This is a genomic window from Sphingomonas sp. (assembly GCF_041661825.1).
GTDB lineage: Bacteria > Pseudomonadota > Alphaproteobacteria > Sphingomonadales > Sphingomonadaceae > Sphingomonas.
The window spans coordinates 327,416-339,615 of record NZ_JBAZTU010000005.1 but is presented as its reverse complement, the minus strand read 5'-3'; the positions used below and the strand labels follow the sequence as shown (position 1 = coordinate 339,615).

The following is a 12,200-nucleotide window of genomic DNA, read 5'->3' as shown; positions in this document are numbered from 1 at the left end:
CCGGGACCAGACGATCGGTGCGCCTATTGGCGACCGCCCGATTCCGGCGAGAAATTATGCAGCCCGCGCGGGAAGGGGTTGATCGCGACGCGCGTCGCCATCTCGCCGACCGTGCCGCCCCAGCTCGCGCGGTGCCAGCGGCCGATCTCCGCCGTCACGACATCGCCGGGCGACGCGGTGAAGAAGGGTACGCCTTCTATCTGGTAATCGATCTTGCCTTCCATCACGAACCAGAACTCGGCGTAGTTGATGTGGAAATGGCCGAGATTGCTTGGCGGCGGCGTGGGCGTGCCCTTGCCGCGGATGTTGTTCACGAACATGTGATCGCTGGCGATGAATGCGCCGGCCCGGGCGTTCGCGCCGACGACATCCTTGTAATAATCGAGATACGGCTTGTTGGGGCCGTCATAGACGCCATCGCCGCCCGACAGGATCGTCCTGGTATAGGTGACGCCCTTGATATCGGCGGGCTTGTTGGGCGTGCTCGTCTCCGGATAGATCGGGATGTCGCCGGTCTCGTGGATCTCGAACCACAGAGCGGGCTCCGATCCGACCGTCTCCAGCGTGAAGGGCAGGCGCAGCGGCACGTTGATCTCGAAACCCTTGGAAGCAACGAACGGCTCCTGGCCCTTGATGCTGACGCGGACCTGACCACCCCACACGATCATCGCGACGCGGTTATCGGCATAGAGGACCTCGGGCGTCTTGCCGCCGGGGGCGAGCTGATGCCAGTCGGCCGCCAGGTCCTTGTTGCGCACGATCGGCTGCGACCAGGTCGCCTGACCCTTGTGCAGGGCGAGCACGTCGGAGAGCTTCCACCACGCCTTGTTCGGCGCGACATAGGCCTGGACCGGAGTCTTCTTCGGCACCCACCCGAAGATCGGCGGCGGCGGCGCAGGTCGCGCGGCGGGCGGCGCGGCCTGTGGCACGGGTGCGGTCTGGGCAAAGGCCTGATGCGCCAGCATCGCTGCGGCCCCCATCATCCCGGCGGTCACGGTGGTCGTCAGAACACGCATCAGTCATCTCCCTCCAAAAGGACCGGCGCGCGCCGCCGGATTATTCTTCTCTCCGCCGCCCATCGGCTTTTGCCATGTTCGGGGCGTGGAGTCGGCGCAGACCTATATCAAATATATGATATAGGAAAAGCGTTTTGCAGGGCCGATCCGGCCGTTTGTACCGCGTCCCGCTCGAAGCTCGGAAGGAGCTAGACCATGGCGACGCTGGTCTGTGACGATCATCCCCTGGTGCGCTCAGCGCTGGCGCTGGTGCTGGCCGACATCGCTGCCCCGCCGGTGCTGCTCGCATCCGACTTTGCCGAGGCTTGGGCCATTGCGGAAGGACGCGACGATCTCGAGCTGTGCGTGGTCGACCTGCACATGCCCGGCATGTGCCCGGCCGAGGGGCTGAGCGGGCTCAAGGCGCGGGTCGGCGACGCCCGCATCGTGGTGGTGACGGGTTCGGATGACGATGCCGACCTCGTCACCGCGCTCGATCTCGGCATCCATGGCTATGTGCCGAAAACGGTCGAGCCCGGCGTGGTCGAGGCAGCGCTGCGGCTGGTGATCGCTGGCGGGCGCTACCTTCCCGACCGGGTGGCCGATCTGGCGCGCGGACGGGAGCGCCGTGCCGCTGTGCCAATACCGACCCCGGAATGGTCAGCGATCGGACCATATGGCAAGCTCAGCCAGCGGCATCGCGACGTGCTCGACCAACTGGCACGCGGGCGGTCGAACAAGGAGATCGCGCGGCTGCTCGGGCTGTCGCCCGCGACGGTGAAGACTCATCTCGCGCATATCTTTGCGGCACTCGGCGCGAGCAACCGCACTGAAGCGGCCGCCCGCGCTCGCGAGAACGGGTTCGTCTAGCCGCCCGTATTGGCCCAGACGCCCCGCGCCCCGCCGATGTTCACTGCGACATATTCGTCAGGCACATATTCGAAGCCCCAGTTGGAGAAAAAGGGATCGGTGCCGGCCTCGAAAAAGATCATCGACCAGTCGGAGGCGGCCGCAGCGGGAATGCCGAACACTTCGATAAACCCTCGCGCCGCAAGCTGGACCGGGCTCCGTACCTTCTGCGCGCTCAGGCTGCAGGTGGCGTAAGCGGGGTTGTTGAGCAGCAATTGCTGCCGATGCGGCGGCGCGGCGGCGAAATCGGCAGGACAAGGCGGCGGCGTGTGCTGACCCGACGTCCCGCCCGTCGCCGGTCGTGCCGCTGCGAGGAAGGCCGCGCGCCGTGCTGGATCAGTGATCGGCGCATCGATGCCATAGCCGATCAGCGTCCGGAAGGTCGCAGCCGGCAAGGCGCGGATGCCGCTCCCTGGCCGGCGCGTCAGGAAGGTGCCGCTCTGGCGCGCATGGAGATCGACCACCCGGCCATTCTCCACGACCGCAAGCGTTTCCACCGCCGCCTGTCCGGACAGCCGGAGGGTCGAGGAGCGGAAGATCCCCGTCTGGCCACTGCTCATTGCGACCCTGATCGCCGTGCCGGGAACGGCGCGGTTGGCGGTCGCGGGCAGCTTCGCCGCCGCGCCTGCCGTCACCTTGGTCATGGGCTGGGTGTCGGCCGCGGCGACGGCGGTCAGGGCGATGACGCTGCCCAGTGCCAGCGTGATATGATTCAAGCGCTTCATGGCATGTCTCCTCTTTTTCCGGATGTCAGTTGGGTCGCCGCGGCAGGTCGACCCTGGGCGGCAGCGACGGCGCCGAAAGCGCGGGCAGCGGGAAGGTCACCGTCCGCGCGAACGGCGCCTGGAACACGGCGGCACCGGCGCGCGACGGGCCGATATCGAGCGCGAAGCTCGCATCGGCGCAGCCGGCACGCTCGGTCGCTTCAAGGGTGAAGCGGCCAATCGCCCCGCTCACCGTCAGGCCGCCGGTCGTCGCGACGAAACAGGTACCGGGATTGCTGCCGCCAACCGGGCGCAGCCGCCAAAAGACCTGCTCCCCGCCGGCCCGCGTCGATTGCGCGAAGTCAAACCGGACCTCGAAACGCGCGCTGGTGCGCGGCCCGCCAAAGGGCACACCCTCGACATTGCGGATGCCGTTTCCGGGGTCGGTGCGGATCACCAGGGTCAAGGCGCTGGCGCCGCCACTCCCGCTCGCCGGGGCCAGGGTAATGCGCCGCTCCCCGACAAAGGTCCGCGCCAGGTCAGCGGTCATGCGGATCGACTGGAAATCGCGATTGGGATCGACAAGCGCAGTCGGCCCGGTCAGGCCCGAGGTGTTGCCGCTATAGCGCGGCGGGATCACGGCCTTGCCCCGATCGGGATAAGGCTGAATCATGCCGGCCCGGAAGCCCCCGACGTCACCGCGATACTCGCCCATCACCACGTTGAAATAGACCGGGCGGGTCAGGCACGGCATCTCGATCGCGTCGCCGCGACCCGGCGGCATGTCGATCGTCAGGATTGCGCCGGCGATCGTCGCCCGGCCCCCGATATCGTCGATGCAGCCGCCCAACGCATCGTCGAGCCGGGGCGGATCGTCCAGCGAGCCAGACCCGCTCCCGGTGCCGCCAGTCGAGACTGCGCCGGTGCTGGAGTTGCAACCCGGACCGCCACCGGGGCCGCACCCCTGGCCTTGCGTGGAGGTGATGGGGCCAGTGGGTGTCCCCGGAGCGCCCTGCGCAGGGGCCGGGCCATTTCCAAGGGTCGACCGGCCCTGCATCGTCTGTGGGCTCCACTCGGTGCGCAGGATGCTCGGGGTGATGATCCGCACGGGCATGCTTTCGCTGCCGAAGTTGAGCGTCGCCGTGCCGGGCGGTGTGCCATAGGGCACCTTTATCTTGACGACGAGCGAGCCGATATTGCCGCACCCGCGCGCGCCATTCTCCCCGCCGCCGACGCCGCGTTCCCGGTGCGCAGTGCCCGGCCCGGCCAGGGTCGCGCTGGGGCTCAGGTCGACGCCGTGGCCATAGATCTCGATCTCGTTGCTGAACCCTGCCGGGATATCGAGCGGCCTATTGTCGCTGTTGCGCAATTTCGGGTCGCGTTCGTGCGGGCTCGGGCAGGATTTGCCGGGCTCGATCGGCGCGCCGTGCACCGTCTCCCATTCGGCATGCGCCGGCGCGCTCCAGGCGAAGCCGGCAAGGGCGAGCGCCGGGATCAGCATCCGGGCGAGGTTGGCATTCCGGTCGATACGCATGTCACGTCTCCAAGATCGGGGGGATTGTTGCGACCGTCACAGGCCGAAGCCCCAGGGGAGCCCCAGCGTCACCGGCTTCACCGGCAGTTCGATTCGTTCGCTCACGCACAGGTCGCGCCCGTCCGGACCGGCATCGACGCTAAGCTTGGCCGGCGCAGTGCAGGACGGTGCGCGCGGCTTGAGGATCGCGGCGGCGGCGCCCTTGGCGGTGCAGCCGTCCGGACCCCGCACCGGATCCACATCCAGGCCGGCGGGACAGGCCAGCGGCAATTCCACGACAAGCCCGACGCAGCGCGCGACCAGTCGCCGTCCCGGCTGGGACAGCATGTTGGCCGGCAATGCAGCGCTGGACGCTGCCTGGGTCTGGAGCCAATAGCCGTCCGGGCAACCGCTCGCGCGAAGCTGTGGCGGCAGCTCGTTGGAGCCGAGCCCCATTCCGATCTGCGGCTGGGCAAATGCCGGTGCGACCGCGATCGCAACGACAAGCGAGAGGGTGAGCGCGCGCATCTCAACGTGCTCCCGGCGCAAGCAGTTCGCCGAGCAATTGCCCGCTCAGCTTGCCGGGGCTCGGCCAGGCGAGCGGGGCGTCGCCGGGTGCCATGCGGGTGAACATCCGCATCCGCCCGAGCCGAGCCGCGGCATCGGTGCCGTTGCTCGAAGGGTCGACGATCTCGGTCCACAGCCGCGCCAGCCGCTCGACGCTGTCAGCGCGCGCCCAGGGCCGACCCGGAAGCGCCGTCGGCCGCGACGGCGTGACCAGGATCAGCACCGCATCGCGCCGCGAGGTCATCGCCCGCTCGTTGAACAAGGACCCGGCAAGCGGGATATCGCCCAGCACCGGCACCTTCGAAAATGTGCGATCGTCGACGCTCTCCGACAGACCCGACAGCACCAGCGTCTCGCCGAACTTGAGCTCGGCCGTCGCCGCGACTTTCTGGCGGAACGTGGTCAGTGCCTCGCTGAAGCTGCCCGCCGGTTCGGAAGTGAGGAACGACCGCCCCGTCTCGATGCGCACGCGCGTACCGTCGGCAGTGATCTCGACCGGGGTCACCTTCAGCTCGATACCGATATCGATCTGCTCGAGCTGGCCGAGATTGACCCCGCCGACAGCGACCTTGAGCGTGCGCCCGACAAAGAACTCACTGACCTCGCCGCGAAAGGCAGTCAGCGTCGGCCGGGCCACCACCTGGTAGAATTGGCCGCCCCGGTTGAACAGGTTGAGGTTGTAGGTGAGCTGCGGCACCCCGATCGCCTCGGTGATCACGCGCTCGAAGGAATCGCTCGGCGATCCGCCCCGTGTCACCCGGCGCGTGTCGGCACGGTTATAGCCATATTGCAGGCGCAGCCCGTCGAGCAGGTTCATCCCGATCCGCTCGCGTGCGGTGTTCTGGGCAAGCACGATCGCGACATCGACCGAGATCTGCGACGGCGTGTCGGCGACGACCGGCTCGGAGGACACGGCAACCGGCTGCGCATCGACCGGTGCGGTCTGGGCAAGTTGCGCGACCCGCGGCTGCAGCGCAGCGGCGACGGCCGGATCGATCGCGTCGATCGCGGCGATCAGCGACCGGCCGCGTTCGGCATTGCCCGACGCCGCCTCGGCCAGCGCGGCCAGGCGCAGCGCGGGCAGCTTTGCCTCGGGCGTCGTCGCAAGATCGGCGGCGCGCCCGGCGCTCGCGGCAGCGAGCGTCACATCGCCATTGCGATAGGCCGCCGTGCCGAGCGCCAGCAACGCCGCCGGATCGGACGGCCGTGCCAGCACTGCCTGGGCAAAGCGCCGCGTCGCTTCGTCGTAACGCCCCCGGTCGAACGCCGCGCGCCCGGCAAGCGCCGCCGCCCAGAAGCTGCCCGGCTCGGCCTTCAGCGCGAGATCATAGCCCGCCAGCGCCAGCTCGACGGCCTCGGGATCGGTCTCGCCCGACTGGTGATAGGCCAGCGCGAGCAGGGTCTGCGCCGACGGATCGCGCGGGCGCCGGGCGGTCAGCTCGGAAAAAGCGGCAACCGCCTCGCGCGGGTGTCCGGCCTGGAGCGCGGCGGCACCTCGGCTTTCGAGCGTCGCGTCGTCGGCCGGCGCGGCGAGGCTCGCCGCACTCTGCACCGGCATGCTCCCGCCCCCGCCGCACCCGCCAAGCGCGGTCGCACCGGCCAGCGCCGCGAGCGTCAGCAGCCGGCTCATGCGCCGGCTCCCGGGCGCGGGGCGACGCACAGATCGGCATTGCCGCGCGCATCGATCCGGTAGCGCAGCCTGTCGTCGGCGCAGGCCGTCGGCAGGAAACCCGAAGCACGCGGCTCGCCGCGCTGGTTGAGCGACGCGCCGCACACGTCGCGGCCGGGCTGAACGATCAGCCGGTCGTGGCTGGCCGTCGTGCAGACGGGCGGCACCGACGCCATGGCGACCGCAAGCAGGAGGGAGATGGCAGGCATGGGGTTCTCCGGGCGAGGGGGTCAGGCCGCGCAGATGCGGGCCGGCGTGGCGGGCAGCAGCGGGTTGATCGCGCGGGCTGAAACGATCGCGGCGCTCTCCACCGCATTGGGCTGGCGCACCCGGCGCGAGCAGCACATCGCTTCCTCGCCCGCGATCATGTAGGCGCCTGCAGGCGCGCAATAGGCACCGTGATCGACCCGGCCAGTGCTGTTCGCCACCGCGAAGTCGACATTGCGCCGCCAGCTGAAGATCGAATCCAGCCTGGTGAAGGCCGCATAGAATTCGACCTGGCAATTGATGCCGGGGTTGCCGCCACCCGGCGGCGGGGTCAACACATGCTCGAACTGGCCGCTGCACAGATAGCCGTTGCGGTCGCGCCAGCAGCATTCGTCATGCAGCCAGCTTCCCGCATTGATCAGGCAGCTGCCCAGTACGCAGGTGCCGATCCGCCCGATCCGGTCAACGCATTGCTGCCCCGCCGCGCCGAAGCAATATTCGGGGCGATTGAGCGGCCCCAGCCGCTCGCCGATCGGCCGGTTCGGCAGCCGCGCGAGACCGGCAAGCACCGCATTGGGATCGATCGCCATGGTGCCCGCGACCTGAGTCGGGGCAGTATCGGCCGGGCAGGCCGGCCCGCCGCTCGCCTGGAGCCGGACGGTCGCGCCGGTCGCGATGGCGCCGCGCACCGTGCCGCCCCGCGTTCCTACATTGGCCGTGACGGTCGCCGCCATCGCCGGGAGCGCGCCAAGCCCGCTCTGCGCTCCTTCCGGACCCGCATCAGCAATGGGCACGCGCGCCTTGCCCAGTGCGTCGGTGCGCGCGGCACCAAAAGCGTTGCGGTCGGCATCGGTGCCGATGCACACCAGCGCATCGCGCACTGGATGGTCCGCCGGGTCGACCACCGACACGGTCATGGTGCGCGTGTTCTGGGTTTCCGCCGCGATCGGGTGGATCAGGATCGCTAGCGCGGCGGTCGCCGCTGCGGTTCGGGCTGCACGGACCATGATCGCCTCCTCCATTTCGAACGAGGCGGATCATGGACCGCGGCAAGCCCCGCCGCGTCGGCCAGGCGGCTATCCGGATGGTGGAAATGGCGCGCCGAACGGCTCACCCATCTGGCGCCCCCTCGCGCCCATTGCGCGGGCATCCGGGTTGCGGGACAACGCACCATGGCCAGCCTGCCCTCGCCCGACCATGCCCGTATCCGCGCGGCGGAATCGCGCATCGAATTCGCCGTGGCGGGCGCCTTCACTATCCTGATCGCCGGCACGCTGGCTTATGTGCACAGCCTGTTCGCGGAAATCGTGCCGGCGTGGCGCCTCTGGTCCTGGACGGTGATGGTCATCATCGTGGTCGTGGTGATGGTGCTCGTCCCGGTGCTCGTCTTCCTGCGCAAACCGGACGACGCGGAGATCATGCGGATCTGGTCGCCGGTCGGGAAGCTCTGCGCGATCCTGTTCGACACCGCCGTCGCCGCCAGCGTGTGGATGCTGCTGCCCTATGCGTCGGAACCGCTCCGGCTGTTGATGGTGATCTTCTACGCTGCCTGCGTCTCTGGCCAGGTGATCTCGACCGCCGAGTCGCTGGGCACAATCCTCTACGGCGTCGTCACGATCTTCGGCTCGGCGGCGATCTTCTTCCTGATCAACCCCGGGCCCTATTCAGTGCCGCTGTCGCTGTTCCTCGCCGCGTTCGGCGTGCTGATGGTCGGGGTGGCGGCGACGCTCAAGGTGGCGATCCGTTCGGCGATCAGGGCGAGGCTCAGCGCGGAGGCGATCTCGACCGAGCTGGCAGCAGCACTCGACGCCGCAACCGAAGCGCGCGACGCCAAGATGCGCTTCATCGCCGCCGCCACGCACGACCTGCGCCAGCCGCTCCAGGCCGCTGCCCTGTTCTTCACCCATGTCGCGAAGCGCGACGCGGCGGCGGAGGACCGGCACGGCACCGTCGCCAACGCGAAGCTCGCGTTCGAGGAAGCGGCGTCGTTGCTCGACCGGCTGCTCGACCATCTCCGCCTCGACAGCGGGATGATCCAGCCGACGCTCGACACCATCGCGATCGGCGACGTGCTGTCGCGCCTGAACGAAGAGATCGCCCCGCTTGCCGCCGCCAGCGGCTTCACCATCGCCTGTATCGCCACCCGGCAAAGCGCGGTCGCCGACCCGCATCTGCTCGCCCGCGTGCTGCGCAACCTGATCCACAATGCGATGCGCCATTCGCGCGGCACCCGCATCCTGGTCGGCGCGCGCCGCTGCGGCGACCGGGTGCGTATCCATGTCATCGACAATGGCCGCGGCGTGCCCGATCGCGAGGTCCCGACCCTGTTCGCGGACTTCCGCCTCGCCGCGGAATCGAGCGGGCGGCGCGGCATCGGCCTCGGCCTGCCCTCGTCGCGCAAGATGGCGGAGCTGATGGGCGGCGGCGTAGCGTTCGAACCGCGCTGGCGGCGCGGGGCGGCGTTTTACGTTGAACTGCCGCGGGGGGCCTGATTGCGGCTGCCGGTCATGACCGCTTACGACTTGGTGACAGACAGCGCCCAAACGCCCTAACCTCGGCTCATGTGGGATTTCATCTGACATCTGCCCGGCTCCACTCTGATTGACGGGAAGGGCGCGAACGAGACGGTGCTGGATCGCATCGAGGATCTGCTGGAGCGGCAGCGAAAGCCAGTGATCCGGCGGGGCGAAGATGATCTGGTTTTCGACTCGCCGATGTGGAGCGACTTTTTCGGCCCGAACTGGCTGGCGATGGTCCTTTACGATCGGGGACGCTTCTGGATCGAGCAAGGGTCGGACGGCCGCATTCTTCGCTATGATCTGCGCAGCTTGCACGGCTTCGTCTTCTGCCTGTTCGGCGCTGCGATGTTCTTCGCTGGCGGCCTGGTAGAGGGTGTGGCCGAGGGACTGAAATTCGCCGCCATCGCCTTCGGCTGGCTTTACGGGATGAACATGCTGTCGGCATGGGCGCGTATCCCCCGCGCGATCCGCAAGGCCGTCGACCGGCTTTAGTCGACCTCTCGGCAATCGGTGACTTTCAAAACGGCCGTGAGAGTGCATTCATGCGGTGAGGTAAGGCACAATCATCAGGGGCGCAGCGATGGACGATAGGGCAAGTGACGACATCCGGACCACCCTGACCCGCTACGCCGCGGCATGGCGCGCCGGCGACCTGCAGGCGATCGCGGCCTGCTACCATGACGACTTCACGCTTCATTATTTCGGAACCAGCCCTCTCGCCGGCGTGCACCGCGGCAAGCGCGCAGCTCTCGCAATCCTGGCCGATTTTTCCCGAAGGTCGCAGCGTCGGCTGGTCGAGATCAGCGACATAGCGGTCGGCGCCACGCGCGGCGTGATCCTGGTGCGCGAGGAGCTCTCGATCGGGGGGCGCCCCGTCCAGGTCGATCGTACGCTGATCTATGCCGTCAGGGATTCGCTCCTGGCCGAATGCTGGGTGCTCGATCAGGATCAACGCCTGATCGACGAGATGCTTCGGCAGGGCTGAAGGGCGTCGCGCCAAACCTGCCGGTGAATATTTGGGCCCATGTCAGCGGTGTTGGAGAGAAACACATGATGTTCGACGAGGCGAAGGCAGTCTGCGGCGCCATGCTGCGTTCCGAGGCGCGTCGTGCCGTGACCTGCATCGCATTGATGCTGTCGGCCATTGCCTCATTGGCGGTGGCACAGGGCGGCCCTCCGACTGACCCCATCATCGAAACCGGCGATGTGGTGCGCTTCTACCAGCTCTACGACGCAAAGGAGGGGCATCCGAGCGCTGACCAGATTCAACGGGAGTATCTCGACCCGGGCTCGGACGGCCTCCACCAGCTCGCGCGCCTGCGCCGCGTAACGGGCGAGGCGATTGCCCAGGCGATGGCGGCGCATCCCGAAACCTATAGTGACGCCCGCCGCTGCATGGCGGCGTTGCCCGCCGTGAAACGCCGGCTGGCCGTGTCGCTCGCAACCCTGCGACAGCTCTATCCACAGGGCTCGTTCCCACCGGTCACGATCGCGGTGTCGCGCACGAAACCGGTCGGGATGACCGATGCCGGCGGCGTACGGATCGGCCTCGAGGCCCTGTGCGCGACGACGTATCTCAATCCGGATATCGAGGATCGGTTCGTCCATGTGATCGCGCACGAATATGGTCATATCCAGCAGGATGCGCCGCTACGGCCGGGCGAGGCGCGCACCGTCCTCGCGCAGTCTCTGATCGAAGGCGGCGGCGAGTTCACCGCGGAGCTCATCTCGGGCGAGGTCGGCAATCAGGCGCCGGGCCAGCTGGCAAAGGGGCACGAGAAGGAAATCGAGACGCGGTTCGTCGCAGACATGGGCAAGACCGACCTTTCGGCATGGCTGTATAACGGGACCAATCAGCGCCCCGGCGATCTCGGCTATTGGGTCGGCTACCGGATCATCAAGGCCTATTACCTGAACGCCCGCGACAAGCGGCAGGCGATCCGGGATATCTTTCTGATGCAGGACCCGAAGGCGTTCCTCCGCAAGAGCGGCTGGCACCCGGGCATGCGCCTGGCTTCCATCGCGCCAGGCAACGAGGCGGGCAAAAAATAGCGGGAACGAAGCAACGATGCGCGGTCTCGACCCTTCACCGAGATTCCCGGCTTTCCTGCGAGGTCCGGCACCGCGATGCTCATCGCGAAGCGCCTCTCTTCCGCCGCCATGATTCCAGCTATCGCCGCCAGCTCTCGGGCAAGTCATGACCGTTACGCCCGTTACGCCGGGATCTACGGCGGACCTGACATCGGCGCCCGGAACAGGAAGTCGGACTCCGTCACACCGGGGATGGTTCTCGATTGCGCCAAGTTCACCATAATAGGGTTTGCGCTCGCATCGCGGTTTCCGATAGCCGACAGGAGCCCGACGCCATTTACAGACGATGGGTAAACCGCCTCGCGCTATATAGGACGACCCTCAATGGCCTCCAACGATCTGGAATCCTGGCTCTCTCCCTCACGAGCGGCGCTTCTGGTCTATGACATGCAGGTCGGCATCTGCCACCAGGTGGAGTCGGACGCCGTCATCGCCCGGGTAGGCGAAACGGTCGCCGCCGCGCGGGCGGCGGGGATGCGGATTGCCTGGTGCCGTCACCAGTCGCTCCCCAAGGCGTGGATGGGGGCGTTCGCCGTCCGCATGGCCATGGCGTGGCAACGCACCGATGATCCCGCGGTGGTCGAGCCCTGGTTCCTGCGCGGCACCCCCGGCGTCGAGATCGTGCCCGCGCTCGCGCCGCAGCCGGAAGACTTCGTTTTCGACAAGCTCACCATGTCCGCCTTCGAGGGCACGCCACTCGCCATGGCACTGCGCGACGCGGGGCTCCAGGCGCTCGCGATTTGCGGCATCGCGATGGAGATCGGCATCGAGCCCACTTGCCGGCACGCCGCCGATCTCGGCATCGTCCCCATCCTGATCGAGGACGCGTGCGGCCATGGCGACGCGGAGGCCGCGCGGCGATCGATCGAGAGCTTGCGCTTCGCTGGCGACACGATCGTCACCAGCGTGGCGGAGATGCAGGCCGCGCTCGCGCGGATCGCGCCGGGCCGCCCCAATGGCTTGTGAGGAAGAGGACTGCTTGATCGACGCGATCCAGCTTAGCCGCGCCAGCGGGGGTCAATTCCG

The 12,200-nt window shown here is 68.0% G+C and carries 13 protein-coding genes; 6 read left to right on the top strand and 7 right to left on the bottom strand.

Features of this window, described 5'->3' with window-relative positions:
- Positions 1 to 23: 23 nt before the first annotated feature.
- Positions 24 to 1,016: a hypothetical protein gene (locus tag WC729_RS23855; protein ID WP_372856951.1), complete on the bottom strand. Its 993-nt coding sequence runs from the start codon at positions 1,014 to 1,016 to the stop codon at positions 24 to 26.
- 195 nt (positions 1,017 to 1,211) lie between these two features.
- On the opposite strand from WC729_RS23855, the gene WC729_RS23850 reads away from it, so the two are divergent.
- Positions 1,212 to 1,865: a LuxR C-terminal-related transcriptional regulator gene (locus tag WC729_RS23850; protein WP_372856950.1), complete on the top strand. Its 654-nt coding sequence runs from the start codon at positions 1,212 to 1,214 to the stop codon at positions 1,863 to 1,865.
- Here WC729_RS23850 and WC729_RS23845 read toward each other — a convergent pair.
- The 6 genes from WC729_RS23845 to WC729_RS23820 are packed head-to-tail and all read right to left on the bottom strand — an operon-like array spanning position 1,862 to position 7,571.
- Positions 1,862 to 2,629: a hypothetical protein gene (locus tag WC729_RS23845; protein ID WP_372856949.1), complete on the bottom strand. Its 768-nt coding sequence runs from the start codon at positions 2,627 to 2,629 to the stop codon at positions 1,862 to 1,864. The genes WC729_RS23850 and WC729_RS23845 overlap by 4 nt on opposite strands.
- A gap of 25 nt (positions 2,630 to 2,654) precedes the next feature.
- Complete coding sequence (locus tag WC729_RS23840) at positions 2,655 to 4,142, bottom strand: hypothetical protein (RefSeq protein ID WP_372856948.1); 1,488 nt, start codon at positions 4,140 to 4,142, stop codon at positions 2,655 to 2,657.
- Positions 4,143 to 4,178: 36 nt separating this feature from the next.
- Positions 4,179 to 4,649, bottom strand: a complete 471-nt coding sequence (locus WC729_RS23835; RefSeq protein WP_372856947.1) for a hypothetical protein — start codon at positions 4,647 to 4,649, stop codon at positions 4,179 to 4,181.
- 1 nt (position 4,650) lies between these two features.
- A complete protein-coding gene (locus tag WC729_RS23830; protein ID WP_372856946.1) occupies positions 4,651 to 6,318 on the bottom strand; it encodes a tetratricopeptide repeat protein in 1,668 nt (555 codons plus the stop codon).
- Entirely contained in the window at positions 6,315 to 6,566 is a 252-nt protein-coding gene (locus WC729_RS23825; protein ID WP_372856945.1) for a hypothetical protein, read from the bottom strand. The genes WC729_RS23830 and WC729_RS23825 overlap by 4 nt, the downstream gene beginning before the upstream one ends.
- Before the next feature lie 21 nt (positions 6,567 to 6,587).
- Entirely contained in the window at positions 6,588 to 7,571 is a 984-nt protein-coding gene (locus tag WC729_RS23820) for a hypothetical protein (protein WP_372856944.1), read from the bottom strand.
- A 165-nt stretch (positions 7,572 to 7,736) separates the two neighbouring features.
- Here WC729_RS23820 and WC729_RS23815 point away from each other — a divergent pair, with 165 nt between their 5' ends.
- The 5 genes from WC729_RS23815 to WC729_RS23795 all read left to right on the top strand — a co-directional run bounded on the left by WC729_RS23815 (position 7,737) and on the right by WC729_RS23795 (position 12,140).
- Positions 7,737 to 9,056, top strand: a complete 1,320-nt coding sequence (locus tag WC729_RS23815) for a sensor histidine kinase (protein WP_372856943.1) — start codon at positions 7,737 to 7,739, stop codon at positions 9,054 to 9,056.
- Between the two features lie 135 nt (positions 9,057 to 9,191).
- Entirely contained in the window at positions 9,192 to 9,575 is a 384-nt protein-coding gene (locus WC729_RS23810) for a hypothetical protein (protein WP_372856942.1), read from the top strand.
- Positions 9,576 to 9,663: 88 nt separating this feature from the next.
- A complete protein-coding gene (locus WC729_RS23805) occupies positions 9,664 to 10,068 on the top strand; it encodes a nuclear transport factor 2 family protein (protein WP_372856941.1) in 405 nt (134 codons plus the stop codon).
- A gap of 65 nt (positions 10,069 to 10,133) precedes the next feature.
- Positions 10,134 to 11,135, top strand: a complete 1,002-nt coding sequence (locus WC729_RS23800; protein ID WP_372856940.1) for a DUF2268 domain-containing putative Zn-dependent protease — start codon at positions 10,134 to 10,136, stop codon at positions 11,133 to 11,135.
- Positions 11,136 to 11,498: 363 nt separating this feature from the next.
- A complete protein-coding gene (locus tag WC729_RS23795) occupies positions 11,499 to 12,140 on the top strand; it encodes a cysteine hydrolase (protein WP_372856939.1) in 642 nt (213 codons plus the stop codon).
- The last annotated feature ends 60 nt before the right edge of the window (positions 12,141 to 12,200 follow it).

What these genes read in the sequence shown, in the direction of transcription:
- WC729_RS23855 (WP_372856951.1), bottom strand. Translation starts at nt 1,016, where the DNA reads ATGCGTGTTCTGACGACCACCGTGACCGCCGGGATGATGGGGGCCGCA.
- WC729_RS23850 (WP_372856950.1), top strand. Translation starts at nt 1,212, where the DNA reads ATGGCGACGCTGGTCTGTGACGATCATCCCCTGGTGCGCTCAGCGCTG.
- WC729_RS23845 (WP_372856949.1), bottom strand. Translation starts at nt 2,629, where the DNA reads ATGAAGCGCTTGAATCATATCACGCTGGCACTGGGCAGCGTCATCGCC.
- WC729_RS23840 (WP_372856948.1), bottom strand. Translation starts at nt 4,142, where the DNA reads ATGCGTATCGACCGGAATGCCAACCTCGCCCGGATGCTGATCCCGGCG.
- WC729_RS23835 (WP_372856947.1), bottom strand. Translation starts at nt 4,649, where the DNA reads ATGCGCGCGCTCACCCTCTCGCTTGTCGTTGCGATCGCGGTCGCACCG.
- WC729_RS23830 (WP_372856946.1), bottom strand. Translation starts at nt 6,318, where the DNA reads ATGAGCCGGCTGCTGACGCTCGCGGCGCTGGCCGGTGCGACCGCGCTT.
- WC729_RS23825 (WP_372856945.1), bottom strand. Translation starts at nt 6,566, where the DNA reads ATGCCTGCCATCTCCCTCCTGCTTGCGGTCGCCATGGCGTCGGTGCCG.
- WC729_RS23820 (WP_372856944.1), bottom strand. Translation starts at nt 7,571, where the DNA reads ATGGTCCGTGCAGCCCGAACCGCAGCGGCGACCGCCGCGCTAGCGATC.
- WC729_RS23815 (WP_372856943.1), top strand. Translation starts at nt 7,737, where the DNA reads ATGGCCAGCCTGCCCTCGCCCGACCATGCCCGTATCCGCGCGGCGGAA.
- WC729_RS23805 (WP_372856941.1), top strand. Translation starts at nt 9,664, where the DNA reads ATGGACGATAGGGCAAGTGACGACATCCGGACCACCCTGACCCGCTAC.
- WC729_RS23800 (WP_372856940.1), top strand. Translation starts at nt 10,134, where the DNA reads ATGATGTTCGACGAGGCGAAGGCAGTCTGCGGCGCCATGCTGCGTTCC.
- WC729_RS23795 (WP_372856939.1), top strand. Translation starts at nt 11,499, where the DNA reads ATGGCCTCCAACGATCTGGAATCCTGGCTCTCTCCCTCACGAGCGGCG.